The organism is Achromobacter sp. 1L-A-4-B-C2 (assembly GCF_057291955.1).
Genome location: NZ_JBXAWP010000004.1, coordinates 234,862 through 260,584, shown reverse-complemented (window position 1 = coordinate 260,584; position 25,723 = coordinate 234,862). Strand labels below are relative to the sequence as shown.

19 protein-coding genes are annotated in these 25,723 nt (G+C 65.1%); 9 read left to right on the top strand and 10 right to left on the bottom strand.

All coding sequences use genetic code 11. The features are described from left to right. Positions 1–111 precede the first annotated feature (111 nt). From AC0Z35_RS19820 to phoB, 4 genes are all read right to left on the bottom strand, one after another. On the bottom strand, positions 112–1,488 hold the full coding sequence (locus tag AC0Z35_RS19820) for a heavy metal sensor histidine kinase (protein ID WP_120153644.1): 1,377 nt from the start codon (positions 1,486–1,488) through the stop codon (positions 112–114). Between the two features lie 213 nt (positions 1,489–1,701). Next, entirely contained in the window at positions 1,702–2,388 is a 687-nt protein-coding gene (locus AC0Z35_RS19815) for a heavy metal response regulator transcription factor (protein ID WP_319307164.1), read from the bottom strand. Positions 2,389–2,543: 155 nt separating this feature from the next. After that, positions 2,544–3,851, bottom strand: a complete 1,308-nt coding sequence (phoR, locus tag AC0Z35_RS19810; RefSeq protein ID WP_046807661.1) for a phosphate regulon sensor histidine kinase PhoR — start codon at positions 3,849–3,851, stop codon at positions 2,544–2,546. 12 nt (positions 3,852–3,863) lie between these two features. After that, positions 3,864–4,562, bottom strand: coding sequence for a phosphate regulon transcriptional regulator PhoB (gene phoB / locus AC0Z35_RS19805; protein WP_006227196.1), 699 nt, complete (start codon positions 4,560–4,562; stop codon positions 3,864–3,866). Between the two features lie 163 nt (positions 4,563–4,725). Here phoB and ubiE point away from each other — a divergent pair, with 163 nt between their 5' ends. The 6 genes from ubiE (at position 4,726) to rfaE2 (ending at position 10,655) form a co-directional block, all read left to right on the top strand. Continuing rightward, a complete protein-coding gene (gene ubiE, locus AC0Z35_RS19800; RefSeq protein WP_046807660.1) occupies positions 4,726–5,502 on the top strand; it encodes a bifunctional demethylmenaquinone methyltransferase/2-methoxy-6-polyprenyl-1,4-benzoquinol methylase UbiE in 777 nt (258 codons plus the stop codon). Between the two features lie 177 nt (positions 5,503–5,679). Next, positions 5,680–6,681: a Tim44 domain-containing protein gene (locus AC0Z35_RS19795; protein WP_046807659.1), complete on the top strand. Its 1,002-nt coding sequence runs from the start codon at positions 5,680–5,682 to the stop codon at positions 6,679–6,681. A gap of 187 nt (positions 6,682–6,868) precedes the next feature. Beyond that, on the top strand, positions 6,869–7,507 hold the full coding sequence (locus AC0Z35_RS19790; protein ID WP_104144787.1) for a ubiquinone biosynthesis accessory factor UbiJ: 639 nt from the start codon (positions 6,869–6,871) through the stop codon (positions 7,505–7,507). Between the two features lie 3 nt (positions 7,508–7,510). After that, a complete protein-coding gene (ubiB, locus tag AC0Z35_RS19785) occupies positions 7,511–9,064 on the top strand; it encodes a ubiquinone biosynthesis regulatory protein kinase UbiB (protein WP_046807657.1) in 1,554 nt (517 codons plus the stop codon). A gap of 182 nt (positions 9,065–9,246) precedes the next feature. Next, the gene (locus AC0Z35_RS19780) at positions 9,247–10,125 is read left to right on the top strand and encodes a ferritin-like domain-containing protein (RefSeq protein ID WP_046807656.1); all 879 of its coding nucleotides are present in this window, start codon (positions 9,247–9,249) and stop codon (positions 10,123–10,125) included. 41 nt (positions 10,126–10,166) lie between these two features. Continuing rightward, a complete protein-coding gene (gene rfaE2 / locus AC0Z35_RS19775) occupies positions 10,167–10,655 on the top strand; it encodes a D-glycero-beta-D-manno-heptose 1-phosphate adenylyltransferase (RefSeq protein WP_120153649.1) in 489 nt (162 codons plus the stop codon). Positions 10,656–10,787: 132 nt separating this feature from the next. Here rfaE2 and AC0Z35_RS19770 read toward each other — a convergent pair whose 3' ends face one another. The 6 genes from AC0Z35_RS19770 to AC0Z35_RS19745 form a co-directional block, all read right to left on the bottom strand. Next, the gene (locus AC0Z35_RS19770) at positions 10,788–12,119 is read right to left on the bottom strand and encodes a TolC family outer membrane protein (protein WP_046807654.1); all 1,332 of its coding nucleotides are present in this window, start codon (positions 12,117–12,119) and stop codon (positions 10,788–10,790) included. A gap of 79 nt (positions 12,120–12,198) precedes the next feature. Then, positions 12,199–12,879, bottom strand: a complete 681-nt coding sequence (locus AC0Z35_RS19765) for a protein-L-isoaspartate O-methyltransferase family protein (protein ID WP_046807653.1) — start codon at positions 12,877–12,879, stop codon at positions 12,199–12,201. Between the two features lie 180 nt (positions 12,880–13,059). Beyond that, positions 13,060–13,902: a bifunctional hydroxymethylpyrimidine kinase/phosphomethylpyrimidine kinase gene (gene thiD / locus AC0Z35_RS19760; RefSeq protein WP_314365409.1), complete on the bottom strand. Its 843-nt coding sequence runs from the start codon at positions 13,900–13,902 to the stop codon at positions 13,060–13,062. Then, positions 13,899–14,708, bottom strand: coding sequence for a thiazole synthase (locus AC0Z35_RS19755; protein ID WP_046807651.1), 810 nt, complete (start codon positions 14,706–14,708; stop codon positions 13,899–13,901). Before AC0Z35_RS19755 ends, thiD begins: the two co-directional genes overlap by 4 nt. Before the next feature lie 270 nt (positions 14,709–14,978). Beyond that, positions 14,979–16,037 (bottom strand): cobalamin-binding protein, encoded by a 1,059-nt coding sequence (locus AC0Z35_RS19750; RefSeq protein ID WP_485132555.1) that lies wholly within the window; start codon positions 16,035–16,037, stop codon positions 14,979–14,981. Positions 16,038–16,089: 52 nt separating this feature from the next. Beyond that, entirely contained in the window at positions 16,090–18,129 is a 2,040-nt protein-coding gene (locus tag AC0Z35_RS19745; protein ID WP_314365400.1) for a TonB-dependent receptor, read from the bottom strand. A 458-nt stretch (positions 18,130–18,587) separates the two neighbouring features. On the opposite strand from AC0Z35_RS19745, the gene metH reads away from it, so the two are divergent. The 3 genes from metH to AC0Z35_RS19730 all read left to right on the top strand — a co-directional run bounded on the left by metH (position 18,588) and on the right by AC0Z35_RS19730 (position 25,713). Then, the gene (gene metH, locus AC0Z35_RS19740; RefSeq protein ID WP_104144871.1) at positions 18,588–22,361 is read left to right on the top strand and encodes a methionine synthase; all 3,774 of its coding nucleotides are present in this window, start codon (positions 18,588–18,590) and stop codon (positions 22,359–22,361) included. 464 nt (positions 22,362–22,825) lie between these two features. Beyond that, complete coding sequence (gene cynS / locus AC0Z35_RS19735; protein ID WP_104144785.1) at positions 22,826–23,278, top strand: cyanase; 453 nt, start codon at positions 22,826–22,828, stop codon at positions 23,276–23,278. Between the two features lie 125 nt (positions 23,279–23,403). Continuing rightward, on the top strand, positions 23,404–25,713 hold the full coding sequence (locus tag AC0Z35_RS19730; protein WP_485132554.1) for a cyanase: 2,310 nt from the start codon (positions 23,404–23,406) through the stop codon (positions 25,711–25,713). Positions 25,714–25,723: the final 10 nt, after the last annotated feature.

The following is a 25,723-nucleotide window of genomic DNA, read 5'->3' as shown; positions in this document are numbered from 1 at the left end:
AGAATCCTTGATGGAATGACCGTGATGACACTGTAGGAAGGCGGCGGTGACCCGATCCTGTCGCGTAGATTACGTTTTTGTAATGTTCGACGTCCCGCCCGGCGGATACTGCTACGCCACGTCGTGCGGGAAATCGGACCGGAAGGCCCCCGGTCCACGCAGCGTGATGCCCACCACCGTGCCGTTGGCGTCCGACGTTGCGTCGACGTCGCCGCCGTGCATGCGGGCGATGGCGCGCACGATGGCCAAGCCCAACCCGTGGCCTTCGCTGCGCGGGGCGCGGCTTTGGCCCGACCGGAAGAACCGGTCGAAGATGCGGGGCAGGTCGGCGGCAGGAATCGGGGCGCCGGGGTTGCACACTTCGACCCTCGCGCCGCCCGGCACGGCCGAGCACAACACCACGATGTCCCGGCCGGCCGGTGTGGCTTTGATCGCGTTGGCGATCAGGTTGGCCAGCGCGCGGCGCACCAGCCCGGCGTTGGCCACCACCTTGGCATCGCCCTCGCAGCGCAGATGCACGCCTTGCTCTTCCAACATCGCTTCGTAATAGTCCGCCACGCGGCGCGCCTCGGCGGCCAGCGATACCGGCGCCAGATCGGCGGCCAGTTCGCCACGGTCGGCGCGGGCCAGAAACAGCATGTCGTTGACCAGCGTTTTCAGGTCTTCCAGTTCTTCCAGGTTGGATGCCAGCGCGTCGCGCAGTTCGGCGGCATCGCGTGGCGAGGACAGCATGACCTGGGTGCCGTTGATGAGCGTGGCCAGCGGCGTACGCAACTCATGCGCCACGTCGGCGTTAAAGCCTTCCATCTGCTGGTAGGCCGCTTGCAGCCGCTCCAGCGTGCGGTTGAACGATATGACCAGCTCATGCAGTTCGCGGTCGGTGTCGGCCAGCGGCAGCCGATGCGCCAGGTTGTCGGGCTGGATGCGCGCGGCCTGCTCGGACAGGCGTCGGGTGGGCGCCATGCTGCGGCGCACCGCCCAGGCCGCCAGCACGACCGTCGCGCCGACCCACAGCGCGCAGATCAGCACCAACGCGGTGCCGTAGGCATACAAAAATTGCCCGCTGGTGCGGGTGCTGACGGCCACCGTCAGGTGGGCGCCGGGCAGGATGCGGTCGTTCATGGCCACGCGCAGGCCACGCATGCGGCCGCCGTCGGCGCTTTGCAGCACCACCTGCCGGCCGTCCACCGTTTCCAGCGTGTCGGGCGGCGGCCCGCCGTAGACGGCATGGCCTTGCGCGTCCACGATCCAGATGCCCAGCTGGCCCTGCCCGGCGCGCATCTCGTCGAAGGTGGCGGCCAGGTCGTGCAGGCCGCTGGCGCTGTTCTGCATGTCGATCAGGTGGTCGATCAGTTCAAGCTTGCCGCTGACCTCGGTAATTTCCTGGCGTTCCACTTCACGCTTCAACGCCCAGAACAAGGTCGCGCCCGCCAGGCTGGAAACCAGCAACGCGATGGCGCCCAGCAGCAGCGTCAGTCGCGCCTGCATGGAGCGGATGCGGGGCGGGCGAGAGCGGGGCGGCTTCATGGGGGTGGCGTCATGCGGGCAGCGTTATCGGGCTAGCGACATGGGGCTAACGACATGGGGCAGCGACATGGGGCAGCGACATGGGGCAGCGACATGGGGCAGCGACATGGGGCAGCGACATGGGAGCAGCGACATGGAGGCAGCTTCATCGGCGCGGCCACTGGGCAGCCCGCGTCATGCCGGCAGCGGCGGGTGGCGCGATTCCAGCACGTAGCCCATGCCGCGCACCGTGTGCAGCAGCTTGGTGTCGTACGGGTCGTCCAGCTTGCCGCGCAGGCGGCGCACCGCGACGTCGATCACGTTGGTATCGCTGTCGAAATTCATGTCCCACACCTGTTCGGCCAGCGTGGTGCGCGACAGCACCTGGCCCTGGCGGCGCAGCAGCAGCGCCAGCAGGCTGAATTCCTTGGCGGTCAGGTCCAGCCGGCGGCCGCCGCGTTGGGCGCGGCGGCTGGCCAGGTCCAGCTCCAGGTCGGCCAGCCGCAGCAGCGTGGGTTCTTGCGCGCGGCCGCGGCGCAGCAGCGCCTGCACACGCGCCAGCAGTTCAGAAAAAGCAAAGGGCTTGACCAGGTAATCGTCGGCGCCGCCTTCCAGGCCGCGCACGCGGTCTTCCACCGCATCGCGTGCGGTCAGCATCAGGATGGGGGTGTTTTTGCGAACCCGCACGGCCGCCAGAATGCCGAAGCCGTCCACGCCGGGCAGCATCACGTCCAGCACGATCAGGTCGTAGTCGCCTTCCAGCGCCAGATGCAGTCCGTCCACGCCAGTGCGCGCCAGGTCCACGACATGGCTCTGCTCCGACAAGCCCTTCTTCAGGTAGTCGGCCAGCTTGGGTTCGTCTTCGATGACCAGGATGCGCATGGCCGGGAATTTACCACCCGCGCCCCACCCGCGCGGCGCCCGCGCGGGGCCGATAGGCCGGGCGCTGGCCGTGGCGCTGGGGAAGACGGGGGCGATCCGGCGCCCGCCGTGCGCGTCTACGCCGGGTCGTCAGCCCGGCGTCGGCAACGCGCCTTCTATGCCGCTTCGCCGATCGCGATGCGCTCCGGCGGAAAACGCAGGGCGAACACGCTGCCCTTGCCCGGTTCGCTGGTGATCAGCAGTTCGGCGTCGTGGCGCATGGCGATGTGCTTGGTGATCGCCAGCCCCAGGCCGGTGCCGCCCACCGCGCGCGAACGCCCGCGGTCCACGCGATAGAACCGTTCGGTCAGTCGGGGCAGGTGGCGGGCCGGGATGCCGATACCGGTGTCCTGCACGCTGTAGCGCGCGCCGCCATCGGCCTCGCGTTCCCAGCGTACGGTGATCGTGCCGCCGTCCGGCGTGTAGCGCACCGCGTTGGTCAGCAGGTTCGATAGCGCCGAGGTCAGTTCGGTTTCCGCGCCCAGCACGTCCAGCGTGTCGTCGATATGCCATTCCAGCACATGGCGGCCGCCCGACAGCGCCTCGATCTGCTGGCGCGCCTTTTGCAGCAGCGCGCCCATGTTGATGGCGCGCGGGTCGCTGCCCGGCGACGATTCCAGCGTGGACAAGGTCAGCAGGTCTTCCACGATGGCCTGCATGCGCTGCGCTTGCTCATGCATCATGTCGATGTACTGCGCGCGCTGTTCTTCGGGCAGCGCGTCAGCCGGCATGTCGCGCAGCGTTTCCAGAAAGCCGGCCAGCACGGTCAGCGGCGTGCGCAGCTCGTGCGACACGTTGGCCACGAAATCGCGGCGCGTCGTTTCCAGGCGCTCGATCTGCGTGACGTCGCGGGTAATAAGCAGCCGCTGATTGCTGGCGTAGGCGGTCAGCTGCATCATCATCAGCCGTTCCTGGCCTTGCTGGCCCAGGCGCACCAGGATGGGCTCTGGCCAGGCCGGGCGATGCGCGTATTCCACGAACTCGGGCGCGCGCAGCAGGTTCAGCAGGTTGTGGCCACGATCGGCCGGCAGCCGCAACCCCAGATGCTGGCGCGCCATGCGGTTGCACCAGTCAATCTGAAAGTCTTCATTCAGCGTGACCGCGCCGTCCGGCAAGGCCTGGGCGGCGGCCAGCATGCCTTGCATGGTGTCGCGGGTTTCGGCCAGTTCCCTGGCGCGAGCGCGGGTATAGCGGTAAAGGGGAGCAAGGATGTCGTCCCATGGCCCGACGGAAGCGGGAGGAGAGGTGTCCGGGTGATTGGCCCAGTGGGATACCAGCGTCAGGCGCCAACTGCGCCAGAGCAACATGGAGGTCAGCGCGGCGCAAAACACCAGCCAGCCCCAAGGATCTCCTATGAGCCATTGCGCCAGTAATGCAATCACCGCCCACAGGGCGACCAGGAAAAGTGTGCGCAGCCAGATCATCGTGCGGCAGTTTTACCGCGTGGGCAGCTGTGCCGTAAACCGGTAACCGCTGCCGCGCACCGTTTCGACGTGCGCGTCGTGGCCGCTGGGTTCCAGCGCCTTGCGCAGGCGGCGAATGTGGACGTCAACCGTGCGTTCTTCAACGAACACGTGGTCGCCCCAGACCTGGTCCAGCAGTTGCGAGCGCGAGAACACGCGTTCCGGGTGCGTCATGAAAAAGTGCAGCAGGCGGAATTCGGTGGGGCCGATCTGTAGCGACTGGCTGTTGCCCGACAGGCGGTGCGTGACCGGGTCCAGTTTCAGGCCGCCCACGTCGATGACGTCGTCGGTCAGCTGCGGCGCGCGGCGGCGTAGCACGGCCTTGATGCGGGCCATCAGCTCTTTGGGCGAGAACGGCTTGGTGATGTAGTCGTCGGCGCCGGCTTCCAGGCCGTCGACCTTGTCTTGCTCGGAGCCCTTGGCGGTCAGCATGATGACCGGGACGGCGCGGGTGCGCTCGTCGTTGCGCAGCTTGCGCGCCATCGCCAGGCCGGAAGTGCCGGGCAGCATCCAGTCCAGCAGTATCAAGTCAGGGAGTTCGGCGCGGATAAGGGTCTGGGCCTGGTCGGCGTCGAAGGCGCGCAGCACTTTGTGCCCCGCGAAGGACAGGTTGACGGCGATCAGTTCCTGGATTGCGGGTTCGTCTTCGACGACGAGGATGGTGCTGGACATGGCGAATTTGGCACGCTTCTGAGCGCCGGCGCGGCGCGAACATTGCGATAGTATGGCCGCAATATTTCAGGTATGTGACCGCAGGGCGTCCCGCAGGCAGGTTCTTCGCGCCGCCGCTGGGGGCCGATAGGCTACCATTGCCACGATATATCGGGAATTCACCATGCAAAACCCCTCCGAATCGCAACATTCCGCGCAGGACAACGCCCAGTCCACGCATTTTGGCTTTCAAACGGTGCCTGAAGGCGAAAAGGCCCGCAAGGTTGCCGAAGTCTTCCATTCGGTTGCCCAGCGCTACGACGTCATGAACGATTTCATGTCCGCCGGCCTGCACCGGGTCTGGAAAGCCTTCACCATTGGCCGCGCCGCCATCCGCCCCGGCATGAAGGTGCTGGATATCGCGGGCGGCACGGGCGACCTGGCCAAGGCCTTCGCCAAGCGCGCCGGCCCCACCGGCGAAGTCTGGCTGACCGACATCAACGATTCCATGCTGCGCGTGGGCCGCGACCGCATGACCGACGCGGGCCTGTTGCTGCCCACCGCCGTCTGCGACGCCGAGCGCCTGCCGTTTCCCACCGGTTATTTCGACCGCGTCAGCGTGGCCTTCGGCCTGCGCAACATGACGCATAAAGACCGCGCGCTGGCTGAAATGGCCCGCGTGCTCAAGCCGGGCGGCAAGCTGCTGGTGCTGGAATTCTCGCGCGTGGCCAAGCCCTTGGCCCCCGCCTATGACTGGTACTCCTTCAATGTGCTGCCCTGGCTGGGCAAGAAGGTCGCCAAGGACGAGGCCAGCTACCGCTACCTGGCCGAATCCATCCGCATGCATCCCGACCAGGAAACCCTGGCCGACATGCTGCGCAGCGCCGGGCTGGAACGGGTGCAGTACTTCAACCTGACCGCCGGCATCGCCGCCCTGCACGAGGGCGTGCGCCTGGGCTGAGCCCGGCGTGTCCATCGGATGATTTGTCCCCCCACGGGGAACTTGTGGGGCGGCATCTTGTCCGTTATTCTTACGACATTCAGATTACTGTAAGAAAAGTCGCGAATAGGTCCCGCTGTCCGTGGGACTCCTTGCTGCTCGGGGCAGCGGGGGCGCGAGTACGAGGGAGCTAACTCTATGACCAAATTCTGTCTTTCGCGGTTTGTCGCCGCAGCGCTCATCGCCGTTTCCGGCGCGGCGTTGGTGACGGCATCGTTTGATGCCGAAGCCCGTCGTGCGGGTGGCGGCAGCAGCGTCGGCCGCCAATCCTCCAATGTGACCCAGCAGCGCCAGGCCACCACGCCGCCGGCCGCCGCCAACAACACGGCCGGCGCCACCGCCGCCCCGGCAGCCGCCGGTGCAGCCACGGCCGGTGCCGCGGGCGCCGCCGCCAAGAGCGGCGCGTCGCGCTGGCTTGGCCCCATCGCCGGCATCGCCGCCGGCCTGGGTATCGCCGCCTTGTTGTCCAGCATGGGCCTGTCGGGCGCGTTCGCCGAATTCCTCGGTTCCGCGCTGCTGATCGCCGCTGTCGTGTTCGCCGTCATGTTCATCATCCGCCGCCTGCGTGGCGCGGGTCCGCGTACGGCAACGCAAGGCGCGTTCAATGGCGCCAACAACGCACCCGGCCAGCAACAGCAGCCGATGTGGCGTGAAGCGCTCAAGCCGACCGCCGCCGCCGCTCCGGCCGCTGCCGCTGCCGCCCCGGTGGCGCCTCCGGCCGTGCTGCCCAAGGCCGGCGAGGACAACAACTGGTTCGTGCCGGGTGATTTCGACACGCCCGCTTTCCTGAAGCAGGCCAAGGAGCAGTTCGTGCGCATCCAGGCCGTGTGGGACAGCGGCAGCACCGATGGCCTGCGCGACTTCCTGACCGATGACCTGATCACCGAGCTCAAGCCGCAACTGGCCGAGCGCGGCGCAGCGCCCAACAAGACCGAAGTGGTCTTGCTGAACGCCGAAATGCTGGGTATCGAAACCGTGTCCGACGGCCACCTGGCCAGCGTGCGCTTCTCCGGCATGCTGCGCGAGGCCCCGGGCGCCGAAGCCTTCCGCTTCGAAGAAGTCTGGAACCTGTTCAAGCCCGCCAATGGCGGCTGGCTCTTGGCCGGCATTCAACAGATCCCCGTGGATCTGGCCAGCTAAACGCTGTTTGATCGGGGCTGACTCTGTCCTCCGTTGCCGGATGCCCCAGGGCATCCACTCGAACCGGCCCTAGAAGGGCCGGTTTTTCCTTGTCCCGTTGTACTAAACGCGGTCCCATCTAACCCGTTACACTCCCGATTTAGCCACTAATTGCGGCAAGCCCTGCCCCGGGGTGTTGCACACCGTCATGCTGCCTTTTTCCTTCTTGCCCACGCCCTCTCGAATGGCTGTCAGTGCGCTCAACGCCCTGTTGAGGCGCGAAGAATGGGCGCGCGAGCGCCTGGCGCGGCACGCCGGCAAGACGGTGCGTTTTGCGCTGGGTGGCTTCACGCTGGGCCTGACGATCGATAGCGAAGGCCTGGCGTCCCAGGCCGACCCCGCCGTGGTGCCGGATGTGACGCTGACGGTGGCGCCTGAAAAGCTGCCCCTGCCGCGTTTGGGCGCTGACCGTGAAACGCCCGATTTCGCGCAGGCCACGCATATTTCGGGCGACGCCGCGCTGGCCCAGGTCGTAGCCGACCTTGCCAAGCAGCTGCGCTTCGATCCCGAAGACGCCCTGGCCCGCGTGGTGGGCGATATCGCCGCACTGCGCATCGTCGGCGGCGCCCGCTCGGCGGCCGATGGCGCGCGTCACGCCGGCAAGCGCCTGGCGGAAAACGTGTCTGAATACCTGGCTGAAGAAAGCGGCGTACTGGTGGGCCGCCCGGCGCTGGAGCAATGGCGCCTGGATCTGGCCGAGCTCACCGCCAGCACCGACGCGTTGGCGCGTTCGGCCACCGCCCTGCAAACCCGTCTGGCGTCCGCCAGTGCAAAGCGGGGCGCCTGATATATGTTTCCCCTGCTGCGCCTTATTCGCATCATCGTCGTATCGCTGCGTTATGGCCTGGACGAACTGGTCCTGTCCAGCCTGAATCATCCGCTGGCCACCTGCCTGCTGCGCGTCATCCGCCTGGGCACCCGCCCGCGCCAGCCGCGTGGGCAACGCCTGCGCCTGGCGCTGGAATCCCTGGGCCCCATCTTCGTCAAGTTTGGCCAGGTGCTGTCCACGCGCCGCGACCTGATCCCGGCGGATATCGCCAACGAACTGGCCTTGCTGCAAGACCGCGTGCCGCCGTTCCCGTCCGCGCAGGCCGCGGCCTGCATCGAGGCCGCGCTGGGCGCGCCGCCTGAAAAGCTGTTCGCGCAGTTCGACGTGGACCCGGTCGCGTCCGCCTCCATCGCCCAGGTGCACTTTGCCGTGCTGCACGACGGCCGCGAAGTCGCCGTGAAAGTGCTGCGCCCGGGCATGCTGGGCATCATCGAAAAAGACCTGTCGCTGCTCAAGATCGTGGCGCGCATCATCGAGCGCCTGGGCGCCGATGGCCGCCGCCTGAAGCCGCGCGAAGTCGTGGCCGAATTCGACAAGTACCTGCACGACGAGCTGGACCTGGTGCGCGAAGCGTCCAATTGCAGCCAGCTGCGCCGCAATTTCGGCCCGGAATCGGGCCGCGGCGACATGCTGATCGTGCCTGAAGTGATCTGGGAATACACGGCGTCCACCGTGTTCACCATGCAGCGCATGTACGGCATGCCGGTGGGCCAGGTGGAACGCATGCGCGAGGCCGGGATCGACATCCCGACCCTGGCGCGCACCGGCGTGGAAATCTTCTTCACGCAGGTCTTCACCGACGGCTTTTTCCACGCCGACATGCACCCGGGCAACATCTACGTGTCGGATCGCCCCGACACGCTGGGTAGCTATATCGCGCTGGACTTCGGCATCGTCGGGTCGTTGTCCGAATTCGACAAGAACTATCTGGCGCAGAATTTCCTGGCCTTCTTCCACCGCGATTACCGCCGCGTGGCGCAGTTGCACATCGAGTCCGGCTGGGTGCCGGCCGACACGCGCGAAGAAGAACTGGAAGGCGCGGTGCGCGCCGTCTGCGAACCGTACTTTGACCGGCCGTTGTCCGAAATATCGCTGGGGCAGGTTCTGCTCCGCCTGTTCCAGACGTCGCGCCGGTTCAATGTCGAGATCCAGCCGCAGCTGGTGCTGCTGCAAAAGACGTTGCTGAACGTCGAGGGATTGGGCCGCCAGCTCGATCCCGACCTGGATCTCTGGAAGACCGCCAAGCCCTATCTGGAACGTTGGATGCGCCAGCGTGTCGGATTCAAGGGGCTGCGTCAAAGCCTGGAAAAAGAAGCCGTGCAGTGGTCGCAAATGCTGCCCGCTTTACCCAGGCTGGTCCATGACCACCTGAGCCGCCCGAACGTCTCGCCCGCGCTGCTGGCCGAGATGATTCACCTGCGGCGCGCCCAGGAACAGAACAACCGGCTGGTTGCAGCGCTGGTTGGGGTGTTGGCTCTTGCGATCGGGGTCGCAATCTGGGCCTTGACCCGATAGGCGGCGCGATGGTCTAGACGAACTCTGTCATGTTTCATTCATGAAACGGTCATCATAGCTTCGCGGGAAACGGCGAAAAATAGCGCTGCGGTGGATGAAAGCAGCGTCACTCGCCGGAAAGACGCGCGCGCCATTCATTAATTTCTATCGCCCCGCAAGCGGGACGAATACAAGGGCAGACCATGCTTTATCCTGAACTCTTCAAGACCATGGAAGCCGTGCGCTGGAACATGGCGCACGACATCCCCTGGGGAGATTTCGATCGCAGCAAGCTCTCTGACGAGCAAGCGCAAACGATCAAAATGAACGCCATCACCGAATGGGCGGCGCTGCCCGCCACGGAGATGTTCCTGCGCGACAACCGCGGGGACAGCGACTTCTGCGCATTCATGTCGGTGTGGTTCTTTGAAGAGCAAAAGCACTCGTTGGTGTTGATCGAATACCTGCGCCGCTTCCGGCCCGACCTGGTGCCCACCGAAGAAGAGCTGCACAACGTGCGCTTTGAATTCGACGCGGCGCCCGAGCTGGAAACGCTGATGCTGCATTTCTGCGGCGAAATCCGCTTGAACCACTGGTATCGTCGCGCTGCCGAATGGCACACCGAGCCGGTCATCAAGGCCATCTACAAGACCGTGGCGCAGGACGAAGCCCGCCATGCCGGCGCGTACCTGCAATACATGCGCCGCGCGCTGCACGACCGTGGCCAGGACACCAGCGAGCAAGCCCGCCTGGCGTTCTCGAAGATCGGCGTGCTGATGGCGTCGGCCGGGCGCACGCAGCAGGCGCTGCACCCGACCAACCTGCACGTCAACAAAGACCTGTTCCCCAACGACACGGTGCAGTCGCGCCTGCCCGAGCCGGGCTGGCTTGAGCACTGGCTGGACACGCAGATCCGCTTTGACGGTATCTGGGAACAGAAGGTGGCCAGCCGCATTCTGCACATCCTGTCCAAGCTGATGGATCGCAGCTTTGAAACGGTGAAGGACCTGAACCGCTACCGCAAGGAAATGACGGCGCTGGTCGTACCGAAGGAAAAGCAGATCATCCTGGGCGGCGCCTGAACGCTAGTTTCGGGCGGTGGGCGCGCGGATATAATCGCCGCATGTCCGCCGCCCGTTTTGAATCCAAAGTCCTGTCCCGCGACGAATGCATCGCCGCCGTTGCCGCCGGCCGCCTGCCCAGGCCGCTGGTATTCACCAACGGAGTCTTCGACATCCTGCATCGTGGCCATGCCACGTATCTGGACCAGGCCGCGCAGTTGGGCGCGACCTTGGTGGTGGCGGTGAACACCGATGAATCGGTGCGCCGCCTGGGCAAGGGCGCCGAGCGCCCGCTGAACCGCATGGAAGACCGCGCCGCGCTGCTGGCCGCGCTGGGCTGCGTGACCGTGGTCACGTCGTTTCACGAAGACACGCCCGAAGCGCTGATCGGCCAGATCAAGCCCGACCTGATCGTCAAGGGCGGCGATTACGACATGGAAACGTTGCCGGAAACGGCCCTGGTCAAAAGCTGGGGTGGTCGCGCCGTGGCCATACCGTTCGAATTCCAGCGGTCCACGACGGCGCTGGTGAAAAAGATCCAGGGCGGCTGAAGCCAAGGGGCGTTGAGCCTATGCAGGGCATGAAAAAAGGCGGCTTGTGCAAGCCGCCTTTTTTGTCCGTAGCCCGTAGCCCGTAGCCCATCCCACCGCATCCAAGCCCGATCCCCAGCCCGATCCCCCGCCTCAGCGCGGTTCCCGCAGCAACCTGTTGATGGCTTCCAGATCCGTTTCCGCCAGGATGCCGCTGGTGGCCTTTAGCCGCAGCCCCGACAGCACCGTGCTGTAGCGGGCCAGCGCCAGATCGCGCTGCGTCGCGTACAACTGCTGCTGCGCATTGAGCACGTCCAGATTGATCCGCACGCCGACTTCGTAGCCGGTGCGGTTGGCCTCGACGGCGGCGCGGCTGGATTTTTCGCCGGCTTCCAGCGCCTGGATGCGGGCCAGTCCGCTGGTGACGCCCGTGTAGTACTGGCGCGCGGCCTGGATGGCCTGGCGGCGCGCGGTTTCGAAGTCGTGGCGGGCCTTTTGTTCCAGCTGCACCTTCTCGGTCACCTGGGACGACACACCGCCACCGGAATACAGCGGAATGGACAGCACCACGCCCACCGTGTTGTCGATGGGCTTGCCCGGCGCCGCGTTGCGCATGATGGCGTCGCTGGCGCTGCCGCTGGTGGCGCGCAGGTTCAGGGTGGGATAGTGGCCGCTCTTGGCGATCTGGATTTCGCGGCCGGCGATGCGGGTCAGCAACTGCGCGCGCAGCACGTCCAGGCTGGACGATTCGGCTTGCGTGCTCCAGTCGTTCACGCGGGCCGGCTGTGGCGACGGCAGTTGCACGCCGTAGGGCAGTTCGGCCAGCGCGCCAGGCGCCGTGCCGATGATCTTGGCCAGTTCGTCGCGGCGCACGTCCAGATCGTTTTGCAGACGCAATTCCTGTGCAACCACCAGGTCGTAGCGCGCCTGCGCTTCATAGGTGTCGGTGACGGTGGAGTTGCCCAACTCGAAATTGCGCTTGGCCGACTCCAGCTGACCCGCCACGGCTGCCTTCTCGGCCTCGGTCGCGGTCAGCGCGTCTTGCGCGTACAGCACGTTGAAATAGGCGTCCGCCACGCGCAGCAGCAGGTCTTGATAGGCCTGCTGCAACTGCACTTCGACATCGGCCACAATCAGCTTGGACTGCTCGTAGTTTTGCCACCGGCCCCAATCGAACAGCGGCTGCGTCAGCGCCAGATCCCAGACGCCACGGCCGCCGCTGTAGGCCACGCCCAGGCCGCGCGTGCTGCGCGTTTCCTGATATGCGCCGCCGGCTTCGGCCGAAATGAGCGGCAGCAGCAGCGAGCGGGCTTGCGGTTCTTTTTCCAGCCCGGCGCGATAGTTGGCGCGGGCGGCGGCATAGGTGGGGTCATTGCCCAGGGCGGCTTGCCAGACCTGGATCAGGTTCTGCGCAAATGCGGGCAACGGGCCGACGCTTGCGGCGGCGGTAAAAACCAGTAAAGCCGTAAGCAATCGGACGCGCATGATTTTCAACGATACGCCGGGCCGCCCCAGGGTGCCCAGGCCCCGACGCGGGGCTGGCACGGGGCGGCGGGGATAGGGTTTAGAACTTGAACTGGGATACCGCGACGCCGCGCAGCGGCTTGATCACGGTTTCAAACAGGTTCACCGTTTCAAAGCTGGCGGCGGTGGTGCGGGTGATGCGACAGGCCGTCATGACGGGGGCTTGGCCCACGATCACGACCAGACGGCCGCCCACGCGCAACTGGTACTTGAGCGCGTCCGGCACGACGGGCACCGAACCCGTGACCAGGATGGCGTCGTATTCAGTCGAGCCCCAGCCGTTGCGGGCGTCGCCGGTTTCGACCTTGACGTTGGTGACGTTGTTCATTTGCAGGTTTTGCTGCGCGAACGTCACCAGGCGGCTGTCGATTTCAACCGAGGTCACCTGTTGGGCCAGATAGCCCAGCAGCGCGGCCTGGTAGCCCGAACCGGTGCCGATTTCCAGCACGCAGTCGGATTTGGTCAATTGCAGGTCTTGCGCCAGACGCGCTTCAACCTTGGGGGCGAGCATGGTCTGGCGGGTGTTGACCGCATTGATTTCAAGCGGGAGTTCCAGGTCGGAAAACGCCAAGGCGCGCAGGGCCGGCGGAACGAATTGTTCGCGGCGCACATCGAACAGCGCTTGCAGCACGTTGGCGTCCAGGACGTCCCACGGGCGGATCTGCTGTTCCACCATATTGAAGCGGGCTTGTTCTACGTCGGGCAGGGTCGAAGCGTTCATGACGGTCAGGAAAAAACAGAGGAATCAGGCGGCCATTGTACCGATTCGTAGCGTCCTGTGACGGCGCTCGGGCCAAGCAGGCGTTTCAGCCCGGGTGACGATGCCTGAAACGACCGCGGCGCTTCGAAAAGCGCCGCGATAATCCGCAACCCCTGCTTGCATGGCGGGGCGCCGGGCCTGCTACCACCAGGCGTGAAAGTGGTGGACCGGCCCGTGGCCCGATCCTACCGACAGCCGTTCGGCGTGGCGGATGGCTTCGGTCAGGTAGGCCTTGGCGCGGCGCGCGGCCTCTGGTACGTCCCCGATTTGGGGCAGCAAGGCCGCCAGCGCGGCCGACAAGGTGCAGCCGGTGCCGTGGGTGTTGGCCGTTTCGATGCGGTGGCCGGGCAGTTCGATCATGCGGTCGCCGTCGTGCAGCAGGTCGATGGTTTCGTTGCCGGGCAGATGGCCGCCCTTGACCAGCACCCAGCGTTCGCCCGAGTGCGCCAGCTTGTTGCGCAGGCGTTCGGCCACGCGCCGCATTTCCTTGACGGTTTCCACCGGCCGCTCTTCCAGCAGCACGCCGGCTTCGGGCAGGTTGGGCGTCAGCATCGTGCACTGCGGCAGCAGCGCCTCGCGCATGGCGCCCACGGCATCGTTCTCCAGCAGCAGGTCGCCGCTTTTGGCCACCATGACCGGGTCCAGCACCACGTGCGCCGGGGTCCACTTGGCCAGCTTTTCGGCCACCATTTCAATCACCGGGTACTGGCCCAGCATGCCGATCTTGACGGCGTCGATGCGCACGTCGGTGAACAGCGTGTCGATCTGCAAGCCCACGAAGGCGGGCGACACGGCCGAAATGCCGGTGACGCCCTGGGTGTTCTGCGCGGTCAGCGCCGCGATGACGGCGCAACCGTACGCGCCCAGCGCGCTCATGGCCTTGACGTCGGCCAGGATGCCGGCGCCGCCGGAGGGGTCGACGCCCGCGATGGTCAACGCGTTGGGAATGGGACGGGCGTTGCCGTCCTGTTGGCGCGAGCTCATTTCTGCGCGCCCGGGCCGCCGGTGATCAGCCCTTCGGTGGGCGAGCTGGGCGCGCCGCTGTACAGCTTCTTGGGCATGCGGCCGGCCAGGAAGGCCTCGCGGCCGGCTTCCACGCCCTTCTTCATGGCGCTGGCCATCAGGATCGGGTCTTGCGCGGCGGCGATGGCGGTGTTCATCAGCACGGCGTCGCAGCCCAGTTCCATGGCGATGGCGGCATCGGACGCAGTGCCCACGCCGGCGTCCACCACGACCGGCACGCGGGCCTGGTCGATGATCAGGCGCAGGTTCCAGGGGTTCAGGATGCCCATGCCCGAGCCGATCAGGGACGCCAACGGCATCACCGCCACGGCGCCCATGTCTTCCAGCATGCGGCACTGGATGGGGTCGTCGGTGCAATAGACCATGACCTTGAAGCCGTCGTCGACCAGGGTCTTGGTGGCCTTCAGGGTTTCCGGCATGTTGGGGAACAGCGTGTGCGGGTCGCCCAGCACTTCCAGCTTGACCAGGTCATGGCCGTCCAGCAGTTCGCGCGCCAGGCGCAGCGTGCGCACGGCGTCGTCGGCGCTGTAGCAGCCGGCCGTGTTGGGCAGCAGCGTGAATTTCGACGGCGGGACGTAGTCCAGCAGGTTCGGTTCACCGGCGTTCTGGCCGATGTTGGTGCGGCGGATGGCAACGGTGACGATTTCCGTGCCGCTGGCATCCAGCGCCGCGCGGGTCTGTTCGAAGTCTTTGTACTTGCCGGTGCCGACAAGCAGGCGCGACGAATAGGCGCGCCCGGCGATGGTGAGAGTGTCTTGTGTGGTCATGGCGGTGTTTCAAAGGGCGGGTGCGCGCAGCGATACCCGCGGGAGGCTGACTGAAAGGCTTTCGAGAATGATAAAGCACGATGTCGCGCCGCATGCGGAAGTCCCTGGGAAGCCGCGTTCCGTTTTTCAAGGATTGCGGCAATTGCCAAGCAGGGATCAGCAAGAAGGGATCGCTAAGAAGGGATTGCCAAGAAGGGATCGCCAAGAAGGGATCAGCAAGAAAGGATCAGCAAGAAAGGATCAGCAAAGAACGGATCAGCAAGGAACGGATCAGCGCAGCCGGTCCAGATCGGCGCAGATGGCCTCGGCCGCGTCGATCAGGCGCGGGCCCGGCCGATACAGCGCGTCGGCATCCACGCCGTACACATGCCCCAGCCGGGCGGCGGGTAGCCCCAGCGCCTGCCACGCGGCCAGGTTGCGGGCGGTGTCTTCAGGCCGGCTCACGCCTGCCAGCACGGCCTCGGGCCGCGCGGCCAGCACGCCTTCCAGGCTGACCTGGGGGGCCACGACGGGCGCCTGGCCAAAGACGTTGACGCCGCCGCAGATGCGTAGCGCGTCGCTGACGATGCTGCTGTCGTTCAGGGTGTAGATCGGGTCCAGCCCGGCCTGGACGAAGACGCGCACCGGGCGGCGCCCAGCGTAGCGCGCGGTCAGGGCGGCCAGGCGCGCGCGCAGTTGCGCGGCGGCCGGTCCGGCTTGCGCCTGGGTGCCGAACAACACGCCCATGCGTTCCACGGCGTCGGGAATGGCGGCCAGCGTCAAGGGGTCGCTGTAGAACACCGGCACGCCCAGCTTGTCCATGACACGTACGACAGGTTGCGCGGCGCTGGGTTGCCAGGCGATCAGCAGGTCGGGGCGGACGGCGGCCACGCGCTCGGCGTCGGGTTGCGTGCCGTCGCCGATCACGGGCACCTGGCGCGCGGCCGGGGGGTAGTCGCTGCCGCGGATGGTGGCGGCAAGATAGTCGCCCGCGCCGGCTGCGAATACCAGTTCGGTCGCATGCGGCGCCAGCGTGATGGCGCGGCGCGCGGGCGCGGCCAGCGCGACGGCGCGGCCCTTGTCGTCCTGCGTGTGGACGGCGGTGCCGGCGGGCGTTGCGGCCGGGGTAGCGGCCGGGGTACTGGCCAAGGGTGCGGACGACGTTGCGGCCGAGAGTACGGCCGACGTTGCGGCCGAGGATGCGGCGGAGGATGCAGCGGAGGATGCGACCGACGTTGCGGCCATGGTCGTCGCCGAAGCCAGCAGGGCGCCCTGGGCCAGCACAAGGCCCAGGGACCCCTTCAGGGACCGCCCCGGGCGGGGGCGGGTCAATGCGCGTGCGAACGTCATGCAAGAGCCGATAAGGTCAGCAAAGAACGCCGACTATATCGGATGTCCGCCATCAATAGCGCAGCGTGAGCGAGGCGTAGAAATTGCGGCCCGGCGCCGGGTACAGGTTGTAGTTGGCAACCGGCCCCAGCATTTCGAACGACGCATTGCCGCCGCGTATGCCGTAGGTGGCGTACTGGCGATCAAAGATGTTGTTCACGCCGATGGCGCCTTCGACGTTGCGCGTGAACTTGTACGCGACCTTCGTGTTGAACAGCACGTAGGCATCCAGTTCCTTGTCGAACTGGTTGGCCTGGTCGTTGTCCATGCGCGACTTGCCCACATACTGCGCCGACACGTTCCACAGGAACGCATCGGTGGGGCGCCACGTCACGCCCGCGTTGGCCAGCCACTTGGGCGCCAGCGGCACGGTCTTGCCGGCCAGGTCCACGCCCGCGTAGTTGCCCGAGCGGAATTGCGCTTCCATCCAGGTCAGGTTGGCGTCCAGCGTGACGCTGCTGGACACGGCGGTGCGGCCTTCCAGTTCGATGCCTTGGCGGCGGGTCGGGTCCAGGTTGGTGTTGGCGCCGGTGCCCGGGCCCCACATGCCGTCGGCCAGCGGGTTGTACTGGATTTCGTTGGTCAGGTCATAGCGGAAGTACGACAGGCGGGCGCTGCTGGCGGCGCCTTGCCACGTCACGCCGATTTCCTTGTCGGTGGACGTTTGCGCGGCCAGCGGGCTTTGCACCGACAGCAGTTCGTCGGCGTTGGGCAGGCGGAAGCTGCGGCCGACCTTGCCGTACAGGCCGAAGCCGGCGGACAGGTCCTGGCGCACGCCCAGCTGCCAGGCGGTCAGGTGGTTGCTGCGATCCGACGGGGTGCCCGAACCGCTCAACACTTCCAGGTCGTCCGACGCGTACTGACGGCGCACGCCGGCCGTGACCGTGGTGCTGTCGGTGGCGCGGAACAGGCCTTCGGCGAACAGGCCGTACTGGTGCTGGCGCGACTGCCACTTGGACGGTTCGAAGTCGTAGTAGGCGTTCTGGTTGGCGGTGGTCTTGGATTCTTGCGCGTCGGCGCCGAACACCAGGCTGTGGCCGCCGTTGATCGGCAGGCGATAGCGCACGCTGGCGATGTTCTCTTCCAGCTTCTGGTCGCGCAGCGTGTCGCCAAAGCCGTCATACGTCAGGCCGTTCAGCTTCTTTTCGCGGGTGGACAGGTCGGCGTACAAGGTGCCCACGCCAATGGCCTGCTCGACTTGCAGGCCGAAGGTGGTGGACGTGGTCTTGACGAAGTCCACATCGTTCTTCGCGCCGCGCGGGTCGTCCTGGAATTCGTTCACGCCGGTCGACGGGCTGATCAGGCGCGGGCCGGGCAACTCCAGCTTTTGCGTGGTGGTGCGGCCGTACAGCCGGATCGAGCCGTTGTCGTGGCGCAGCGTGATGCCGCCGCCGCCACCTTCGCGGCGCTCGCCGCTGTGGTCGCGGTAGCCGTCGGTGTGCAGCGATTGCAGGTAGGCGTCAACGCCCACCTTCTGGTTGTTCATGGCGACGGCCGCGTCGTACTGGCGCAGGCCATAGCTGCCGAACGTGGCGGTGGCGCGGGCGGTGACCGGTTCTTTCGAGAAATCGGACCGGGTGATGATGTTGATCACGCCGCCGGTCGTGCCGCCGCCGTATTGCACCGAACCGCTGCCGCGCACGATTTCAATGCGTTCCACCTGGTCCAGCGGCACCACGCCCAGGCTGGGGGCCGACAGGTCGTTGGTGTTCTGCTTGACGCCGTCGATCATGATTAGCGTGTTGCTGGCGCCCGTGATGCCGAAGCCGCGCAGATCGACAATCGCGTTGTCGCTGGAGCTGCTGGTGTTGATCAGGTTGACGCCGGCCTGCGTCGACAGCAGGTCCTGCATGGTGCGCGCGCTGCTGGCGGCGATGTCCTGGGCGGTGATCACCGAAATCGATATTGGAAGCGTGCGGCCGTCGGTCGGCACGCGCTGGGCGGTCACGATGACCGGGTCGAGTTCGGAGGTGGCAGCTTGCTGGGCGGCGGCGATGGCCGGAGCGGAACAGAGCAGGGCGCCGGCGTAACGCCGGATAGAGCGGGCTTTCATCTACATAACCTCGATGCGACCCGCGACCCCGCAGGCCAATCACGATGGAAGGACGTCCGCGCGCCACGGCGCACCAGGCTGGCCTGGCGGCGGCGACGGACTTCCTGACGAGCGAACTGGCCGGTATCGGGCTGCCATGGGCTTGAAAAGCGCATGGGGACCGTTGCGGGGGCAGCACAGGCTGGACGCGGGGCTTGCCGGCTGCCTGCTGGGGGGCAAGGCGGCGCGGCGGCCCGGGCGGGCATCTTCCTGTTTCCCGTTTACCTTTCGCACGCGGACAGGCAAGTGTTGTGTTCTTGCCAGCCTGATGCGCCGAAAGCACCGGTTCGGGGCCGAAACTGTATCACCCGAGGGCGCGAGAGACCCCGTTTTGTTACGATCAGGGCTTGTTTTTTCGGCGTTTTTCGCTTTTTAGCCACATCCGCGCCGCTGTTGGCCAACTTTATCTGGACCTGCCCGTGTCGTATCCCCGCCTGCCGTACCCGCCCGAAGCCTATACCCAGGGTGGCGAATTCGCCCGCCTGCTGGGCAAGCGCATCCTGATCCTGGACGGCGCCATGGGCACCATGATCCAGCGCTACAAGCTGGGCGAAGCCGACTTCCGGGGCGAGCGTTTCGCGGCCCACGGCAAAGACGTCAAGGGCAACAACGAGCTGCTGTCGTTGGTGCGCCCCGATGTCATTTCCGAGATCCATCGGCAATACCTGGAAGCGGGCGCCGACGTCATCGAAACCAACACCTTCGGCGCCACCACCATCGCGCAGGGCGACTACGACCTGCCGGAACTGGCCTACGAACTGAACCTGGTTTCCGCGCAATTGGCGCGCCAGGCCTGTGACGCCTACAGCACGCCGGACAAGCCGCGCTTCGTGGCCGGCGCCCTGGGCCCGCAGCCCAAGACCGCGTCGATCTCGCCCGACGTGAACGACCCCGGCGCGCGCAACGTCACGTTCGACGAATTGCGCGTGGCCTATATAGAACAGTTGAACGGCTTGCTGGACGGTGGCATCGACATCGTCCTGATCGAAACCATTTTCGACACGCTGAACGCCAAGGCCGCCATCTTCGCCACCGAAGAAGTGTTCGAGGCGCGCAGCATCCGTCTGCCCGTCATGATCTCGGGCACCGTCACCGACGCGTCCGGCCGCATTCTGTCGGGGCAGACCGTTGAAGCCTTCTGGAACTCGGTGCGCCATGCGCGCCCCATCACCATCGGCCTGAACTGCGCGCTGGGCGCGGCGCTGATGCGCCCGTATGTGGCCGAGCTGTCCAAGATCTGCGACACCTACGTCTGCGTGTATCCCAACGCCGGCCTGCCCAACCCCATGGCCGAAACCGGCTTTGACGAAACGCCGGCCGACACGTCCGCGCTGCTGGAAGAATTCGCCCGCGCCGGCTTGGTCAACATGTCGGGCGGCTGTTGCGGCACCACGCCGGACCACATTCGCGCCATCGCCGACAAGGTCACGGCGCTGACGCCGCGCGTCGTGCCGGACATTCCCGTCAAGACGCGCCTGTCCGGCCTGGAAGCACTGAACATCGACGAGGACACGCTGTACGTCAACGTGGGCGAACGCACCAACGTGACGGGCAGCAAGATGTTTGCCCGTCTGATCCGCGAGGAAAAGTACGACGAGGCGCTGGCCGTGGCGCGCCAGCAGGTCGAGAACGGCGCGCAGATCATCGACATCAACATGGACGAGGCCATGCTGGATTCGGTGGCCTGCATGCACCGCTTCCTGAACCTGATCGCGTCCGAGCCCGACATCGCGCGCGTGCCGGTAATGATCGACAGTTCGAAATGGGAAGTCATCGAAACCGGCCTGAAGTGCGTGCAGGGCAAGGCGGTGGTCAACTCCATTTCCATGAAGGAAGGGATCGAGCCCTTCCGCCATCACGCCCGCCTGTGCCGCCGCTACGGCGCGGCCGTGGTCGTCATGGCCTTTGACGAATTGGGCCAGGCCGACACGCTGGAGCGCCGCAAGGAAATCTGCGGCCGCGCGTACAAGATCCTGGTCGAGGAAGAAGGCTTTCCGCCGGAAGACATCATTTTCGACCCGAACGTTTTCGCGGTCGCCACCGGCATCGACGAACACAACCACTACGCGGTGGACTTCATCGAAGGCACCCGCTGGATCCGCCAAAACCTGCCCCACGCCCGCATCTCGGGCGGCGTGTCCAACGTCAGTTTCTCGTTCCGCGGCAACGAGCCGATGCGCGAGGCCATCCACACCGTGTTCCTGTATTACGCGGTCAAGGAAGGCATGACGATGGGCATCGTCAACGCCGGCCAGCTGGGCGTGTACGCCGACTTGGACCCCAAGCTGCGCGACCTGGTCGAAGACGTGGTGCTGGACCGCCCCGACCCCGTCGGCAAGACGGACCCGTCCGACGAACGCACGCCCACCGAACGCCTGGTGCAGTTTGCCGACAGCGTGAAGGGCTCGGGCGCCAAGCGCGAAGAAGACCTGACCTGGCGCAAGGCGGACGTCGAGCAGCGCCTGTCGCACGCGCTGGTGCACGGCATCACCACCTTCATCGTGGAAGACACCGAAGAGGTGCGCCAGAAGATCTTTGACCGGGGCGGTCGCCCCATCGAAGTCATCGAAGGCCCGCTCATGGACGGCATGAACGTCGTGGGCGACCTGTTCGGCGAAGGCAAGATGTTCTTGCCGCAAGTGGTGAAGTCGGCGCGCGTCATGAAGCAGGCCGTGGCCCACCTGATCCCGTTCATCGAAGAAGAAAAGCGCCAGATCGCGGCGGCCGGCGGCGACGTGCGCGCCAAGGGCAAGATCGTCATCGCCACCGTCAAGGGCGACGTGCACGACATCGGCAAGAACATCGTGTCTGTCGTCTTGCAATGCAATAACTTCGAAGTCGTGAACATGGGCGTGATGGTGCCCTGCGCGCAGATCCTGGAAAAGGCCAAGGAAGAAAACGCCGACATCGTCGGCTTGTCAGGCCTGATCACGCCCAGCCTGGAAGAGATGGCCTACGTGGCCAGCGAAATGCAGCGCGACGATTACTTCCGCAGCCGCAAGCTGCCGCTGATGATCGGCGGCGCTACCACCAGCCGCGTGCATACGGCCGTGAAGATCGCGCCCAACTACGAAGGCCCGGTCATCTATGTGCCCGACGCCAGCCGCTCGGTCGGCGTGGCCACCAACCTGATGTCGGACCAATCCGAAACGTACCTGGCCGAGCTGGCCAAGGAATACGAGGAAGTGCGCCGTCGCCACGCCAACCGCAAGGCCACGCCGATTCTGCCGCTGGCGGACGCGCGCGCGTCGCGCCCCGTCATCGACTGGGACAACTACACGCCGCCGCGCCCCAAGTTCATCGGCCGTCGCACGTTCAAGAGCTATGACTTGGCCGAGATCGTGAAGTACGTGGACTGGGGCCCGTTCTTCCAGACATGGAGCCTGTTCGGCCCGTTCCCCGCCATTCTTGATGACAAGGTCGTGGGCGAGCAGGCCCGCAAGGTCTATGCCGATGGCCTGGCCATGATGAAGCGCATTGTCGAAGGCCGCTGGCTGACGGCCAACGGCGTCGTGGGCTTCTACCCGGCCAACAGCGTCAACGACGAAGACATCGAAATCTACAAGGACGAAACGCGCAGCGAGGTGCTGTTCACGTATCGCAACCTGCGCCAGCAGGGCGCCAAGCGCGAGGGCGTCAGCAACAAGTCGCTGGCGGATTTCATTGCGCCCAAGTCGTCGGGCAAGATGGACTACATCGGCATGTTCGCCGTCACGGCGGGCATCGGCATCGAGAAAAAGGAAGCGGAATTCGAGAAGGCGCTGGATGACTATTCCAGCATCATGTTGAAGTCGCTGGCCGACCGCCTGGCCGAAGGCTTCGCCGAATGCCTGCATGCCCGCGTGCGCCAGGACCTGTGGGGCTACGCGCCCGACGAGGCCCTGTCCAACGAAGACATGATCGCCGAAAAGTACGTGGGCATCCGCCCCGCGCCCGGCTACCCGGCGTGCCCGGAACACGTGGTCAAGACCGATATGTTCCGCGTGCTGGACGGCAGCGACATCGGCATGATGCTGACCGACAGCTACGCCATGTACCCGGCGTCCAGCGTGTCGGGCTTTTACTTCAGCCACCCGCAATCGCAGTACTTCAACGTGGGTGTCATCGGCGAAGACCAGCTTGAAGACTACGCCAAGCGCAGCGGCCGCGGCATTGAAGACCTGAAGCGTACGCTGGCGCCAAACCTGGGGTGATCCCCGCAGGCGCGCCGGGGCGCGCCTGAGTTCCTTTCCAGGCTGTTATAGGCGGGCCGGCCCAGTCGATGGGCCGGCCCGCCGTGCTTTGGTACGCGGGAAGAGGCCCAAAAGATATCTGAGCCCTTTCGGGCCGGTATCGGACTGGTATCGGAGTGGTATAGGACTGGTATAGGAAGAATCAGAATATATATGTCTACGTATGTATTCCAGTTAATAAGCAGAAGCCGCAAGTAACATCGCCTTCAAGCTTGAATGTCTATTTAAATTCAACGCTTTACGTTCATGTGCGGTCGATGGTGGTATCTGCTGGCGTCGAATCACAGTTGCAACATCAATAATAAAAAACGCCGGCTTGTCCGAGTACGTAAGTCTTTACTTTCAATTTCCCTGTAGTAATCGGATGCTGTGCCGTTATCGGTCGTCGTGTCATTTCCTGTGCTTTTCAATGCTAGGAGAACGAGATGAAGATGCGCGCTGCGCTTATCGAAAAGATCCTGATCAAGAAACTGGAAACGAATATCAAGTGGCAGGCGATTGCAGATGCGCTCGGACTGCCCCTTGCCAAGGCCACCGCGGCATGCCTGGGCCAGATGCCGTTGTCCGAACTCAACGTCGGCAAATTGGACGGCCTGCTGAGCTTGGGCCTGACCAACACGGAAAAGCTGATTCTTCAGACGTCGCCCGACCGGGGCTCGCTGGAAGCCCTGATTCCCACGGATCCCGCCGTCTATCGCTTCTATGAGTTTCTGCTGATCTACGGGTCCACCCTGAAGCAGCTGATCTCGGAAAAATTCGGCGATGGCGTCATGTCCACTACGGATTTTGACCTGGTGGTGGACAAAACCGAAGACGCGGGCGGTCCCCGCGTGCGGCTTCAGATGACGGGCAAGTTCATGCCGTTCACGATGAACTGAATCTCGTGCCGCGCGGGGCCGTGACAGGCGTCGCGGCCCCGCCTTTCATAGCTGGTCAGGCCCGCGAGGCCATCCCTCGATCAGACCCCTGCAAGCCCCTTCCGTCACTCACCAAGGAGGACGAGATGAGCGTCACTGTAATCCGCAATCTTGCCAAAGCGCCCGATGCAAAAACCATCGCCGACGTGGCCAAAGTCGGCCGGTATTTCCGCCATCCCGATTCCGCGCGGATCGTTTATCCCACCATCGTGCAGCAACCGCTTGGCACCTTGCCCGCCGGCAAGAATCTGCGTGTCGCAATCGTGGGCGCGGGCGCGGCAGGCATCGCTGCCTTGAACGAGCTGTCGCGCATGGTGAACGACACGACGGGGACGGTGAACGTCTCGCTGTATGAATCGGACCCGGACAGTTTTCTGTTCGATCTGGCCCGAGGCTTGACCGTCAAGGGTAAGAAGGCAGGCCGTGTCCTGGCCGTGCAGTCCGATGACCGCACGGTGTACGAGGTGGGCGCGATGCGCTTTCCGGAAAGCGCCGGCCTGACCTGGCAGTATGCGCAGCGCGTGTTCGGCGCGGCAGCGAAAGTGCAGGTGTTTCCCAACCCGGGCAAGATCGCTACGGAATTCGTATTCGGGCACCGCGCCGACCGCTACAAGGGCAATGCGTGGCAGGACCCCGATTCGCCCACGCGGGCGGTCCGCGACCTGGTGTCGTCGCGCTTGGTCGGCGACGGCGTGCCGGCGCTGCTGCCCATTGGCCCGCGCACGCCGCTCGATGTCATTCGGATCCTGACCACGGATACCAGCTCCGATGCGTTGTTGCAGGAAATCGACCGGGACTGGAAACGATTTATCGCGGACAACGATGGCACCACTCTGGAAGGCGCCGTGCGCACCATCATCCGGGAGTACGGCGCGTCCTTGCCCGCACTGCCGGGCCTGAGCCCCGACGATACTGAAAACTACTATGTAGAACTGTTTGCCCGATTCGGTTTCGGCACGGGCGGATTCAAATCGCTGTTCGGCATCTCCATCGTCGAAATGATGCGGCTGGTCCTTTGGGATTATTCCAACGAATACACCTTGCCCGTGGTCGAGAACGTCGACTTCATCCGCCAGCTTTACACGACCACGCTGGCCAGTGCACCGGCGAATAAATTCAGCGTCACCCCGATTCAAGGTCGCGTGTCCGATGTGTTCCATCGCAAGGTTTCCGGGGCGAACACCGCCGTGGTCGCGCACTATGCGCCCGGCAGCGACAAACTGCTGGACCAGTCATTCGATTACGTGATTCTGGCGCTGCCGCACGAACAACTGATCGGCCTGGTGACCCGGGCCGGCTATGCCACGCAGCCCAGTGCCAGCGTCACGTTCGGCGATCAAACTATGGGGCTGGAAGGACGCGCGTTTACCGACGTGTTGCCGCCCTTGCTGCTCAGCACCACCAGCGACATTCCGAACGCCCGCGCCGTCACCGCGATCAGCATGTTGCGCATGGTGCGGTCCTCGAAAATCTTCGGCACGATCAGCAATGCCGATCTGGCTAACCTGCCGATGCTGACACTACCGGACGGCGTTTCGGAACCCATCAAGGCCGTCGTGTCCGATAGCGGCCTGGCCACGAGCTACATCGTGCCAAGCTCGATCAGCGCGGATTATTCCAGCGTGCTGGCAAGCTACACCTGGGACGACGACTCCACCCGCCTGCAACGCGACTTCGGTGCGTATCCGCAAAACCCGCCGGCAAGCGCGGGCGAAAACGACGCCAACGGCATGTTTACGCGCATGATCAATCGCGCCGACAAGGACATCAAGTTTCCCGGCGAAGACGTCTACAAGCGCTGGTGGTTTGTCGATATCCTGAAAAAGATCCAGGTGCAGAACCGCTTTGTGTTCGACTGGACGACCAATGGTTCGGCCGGCGGCTTCAAGCTTGACCTGAGCGGTGACCACTACCAAAGCAATTTCTGCTTTCGCTATCACACGCACGCCCAGCATCCCGAGCTGGACAGCCGCTTCTTCATCGCGTCTGACAGCTTCAGCCACCTGGGCGGCTGGCTAGAAGGCGCGTTCATGAGTTCGGTCAACGCGGTGGCGGGTCTGGTGTTGGCGGCTAACGGGGGCAATGCCGCCAGCCTGAACAGTGAAGCCGCCAAGGTCTTCACCACGCTGGAGTCGGTGGTCTACACCGCGCCGCCAACGCCGCCCGCGGGAAGGTCGGCCCTTGTCCGGCTCAGTCCCAACGACCCGTTGATGCGCGCTTTCAGAGAGATCTTTGCCATGTACGGCCCGACGATGAAGACGCTGTTTTCCGAACGGTTGGGCGATGGCGTGATGTCGACGACGGACTTTCGGATAAGCGTCGACCGGATTCCCCACGCGGACGGCGATCGCGTGGCAATCGAACTGAGCGGTCGCTTCGAGCCTTTCGATGCGTGACACATAACGG

Coding starts and splice junctions, on each gene's coding strand:
- AC0Z35_RS19820 (WP_120153644.1), bottom strand. CDS start 1,488: ATGCAGGCGCGACTGACGCTGCTGCTGGGCGCCATCGCGTTGCTGGTT.
- AC0Z35_RS19815 (WP_319307164.1), bottom strand. CDS start 2,388: ATGCGCATCCTGGTCATCGAAGACGAACCCAAGCTGGCCGACTACCTG.
- phoR (WP_046807661.1), bottom strand. CDS start 3,851: ATGATCTGGCTGCGCACACTTTTCCTGGTCGCCCTGTGGGCGGTGATT.
- phoB (WP_006227196.1), bottom strand. CDS start 4,562: ATGTCCAGCACCATCCTCGTCGTCGAAGACGAACCCGCAATCCAGGAA.
- ubiE (WP_046807660.1), top strand. CDS start 4,726: ATGCAAAACCCCTCCGAATCGCAACATTCCGCGCAGGACAACGCCCAG.
- AC0Z35_RS19795 (WP_046807659.1), top strand. CDS start 5,680: ATGACCAAATTCTGTCTTTCGCGGTTTGTCGCCGCAGCGCTCATCGCC.
- AC0Z35_RS19790 (WP_104144787.1), top strand. CDS start 6,869: ATGCTGCCTTTTTCCTTCTTGCCCACGCCCTCTCGAATGGCTGTCAGT.
- ubiB (WP_046807657.1), top strand. CDS start 7,511: ATGTTTCCCCTGCTGCGCCTTATTCGCATCATCGTCGTATCGCTGCGT.
- AC0Z35_RS19780 (WP_046807656.1), top strand. CDS start 9,247: ATGCTTTATCCTGAACTCTTCAAGACCATGGAAGCCGTGCGCTGGAAC.
- rfaE2 (WP_120153649.1), top strand. CDS start 10,167: ATGTCCGCCGCCCGTTTTGAATCCAAAGTCCTGTCCCGCGACGAATGC.
- AC0Z35_RS19770 (WP_046807654.1), bottom strand. CDS start 12,119: ATGCGCGTCCGATTGCTTACGGCTTTACTGGTTTTTACCGCCGCCGCA.
- AC0Z35_RS19765 (WP_046807653.1), bottom strand. CDS start 12,879: ATGAACGCTTCGACCCTGCCCGACGTAGAACAAGCCCGCTTCAATATG.
- thiD (WP_314365409.1), bottom strand. CDS start 13,902: ATGAGCTCGCGCCAACAGGACGGCAACGCCCGTCCCATTCCCAACGCG.
- AC0Z35_RS19755 (WP_046807651.1), bottom strand. CDS start 14,708: ATGACCACACAAGACACTCTCACCATCGCCGGGCGCGCCTATTCGTCG.
- AC0Z35_RS19750 (WP_485132555.1), bottom strand. CDS start 16,037: ATGACGTTCGCACGCGCATTGACCCGCCCCCGCCCGGGGCGGTCCCTG.
- AC0Z35_RS19745 (WP_314365400.1), bottom strand. CDS start 18,129: ATGAAAGCCCGCTCTATCCGGCGTTACGCCGGCGCCCTGCTCTGTTCC.
- cynS (WP_104144785.1), top strand. CDS start 22,826: ATGAAGATGCGCGCTGCGCTTATCGAAAAGATCCTGATCAAGAAACTG.
- AC0Z35_RS19730 (WP_485132554.1), top strand. CDS start 23,404: ATGAGCGTCACTGTAATCCGCAATCTTGCCAAAGCGCCCGATGCAAAA.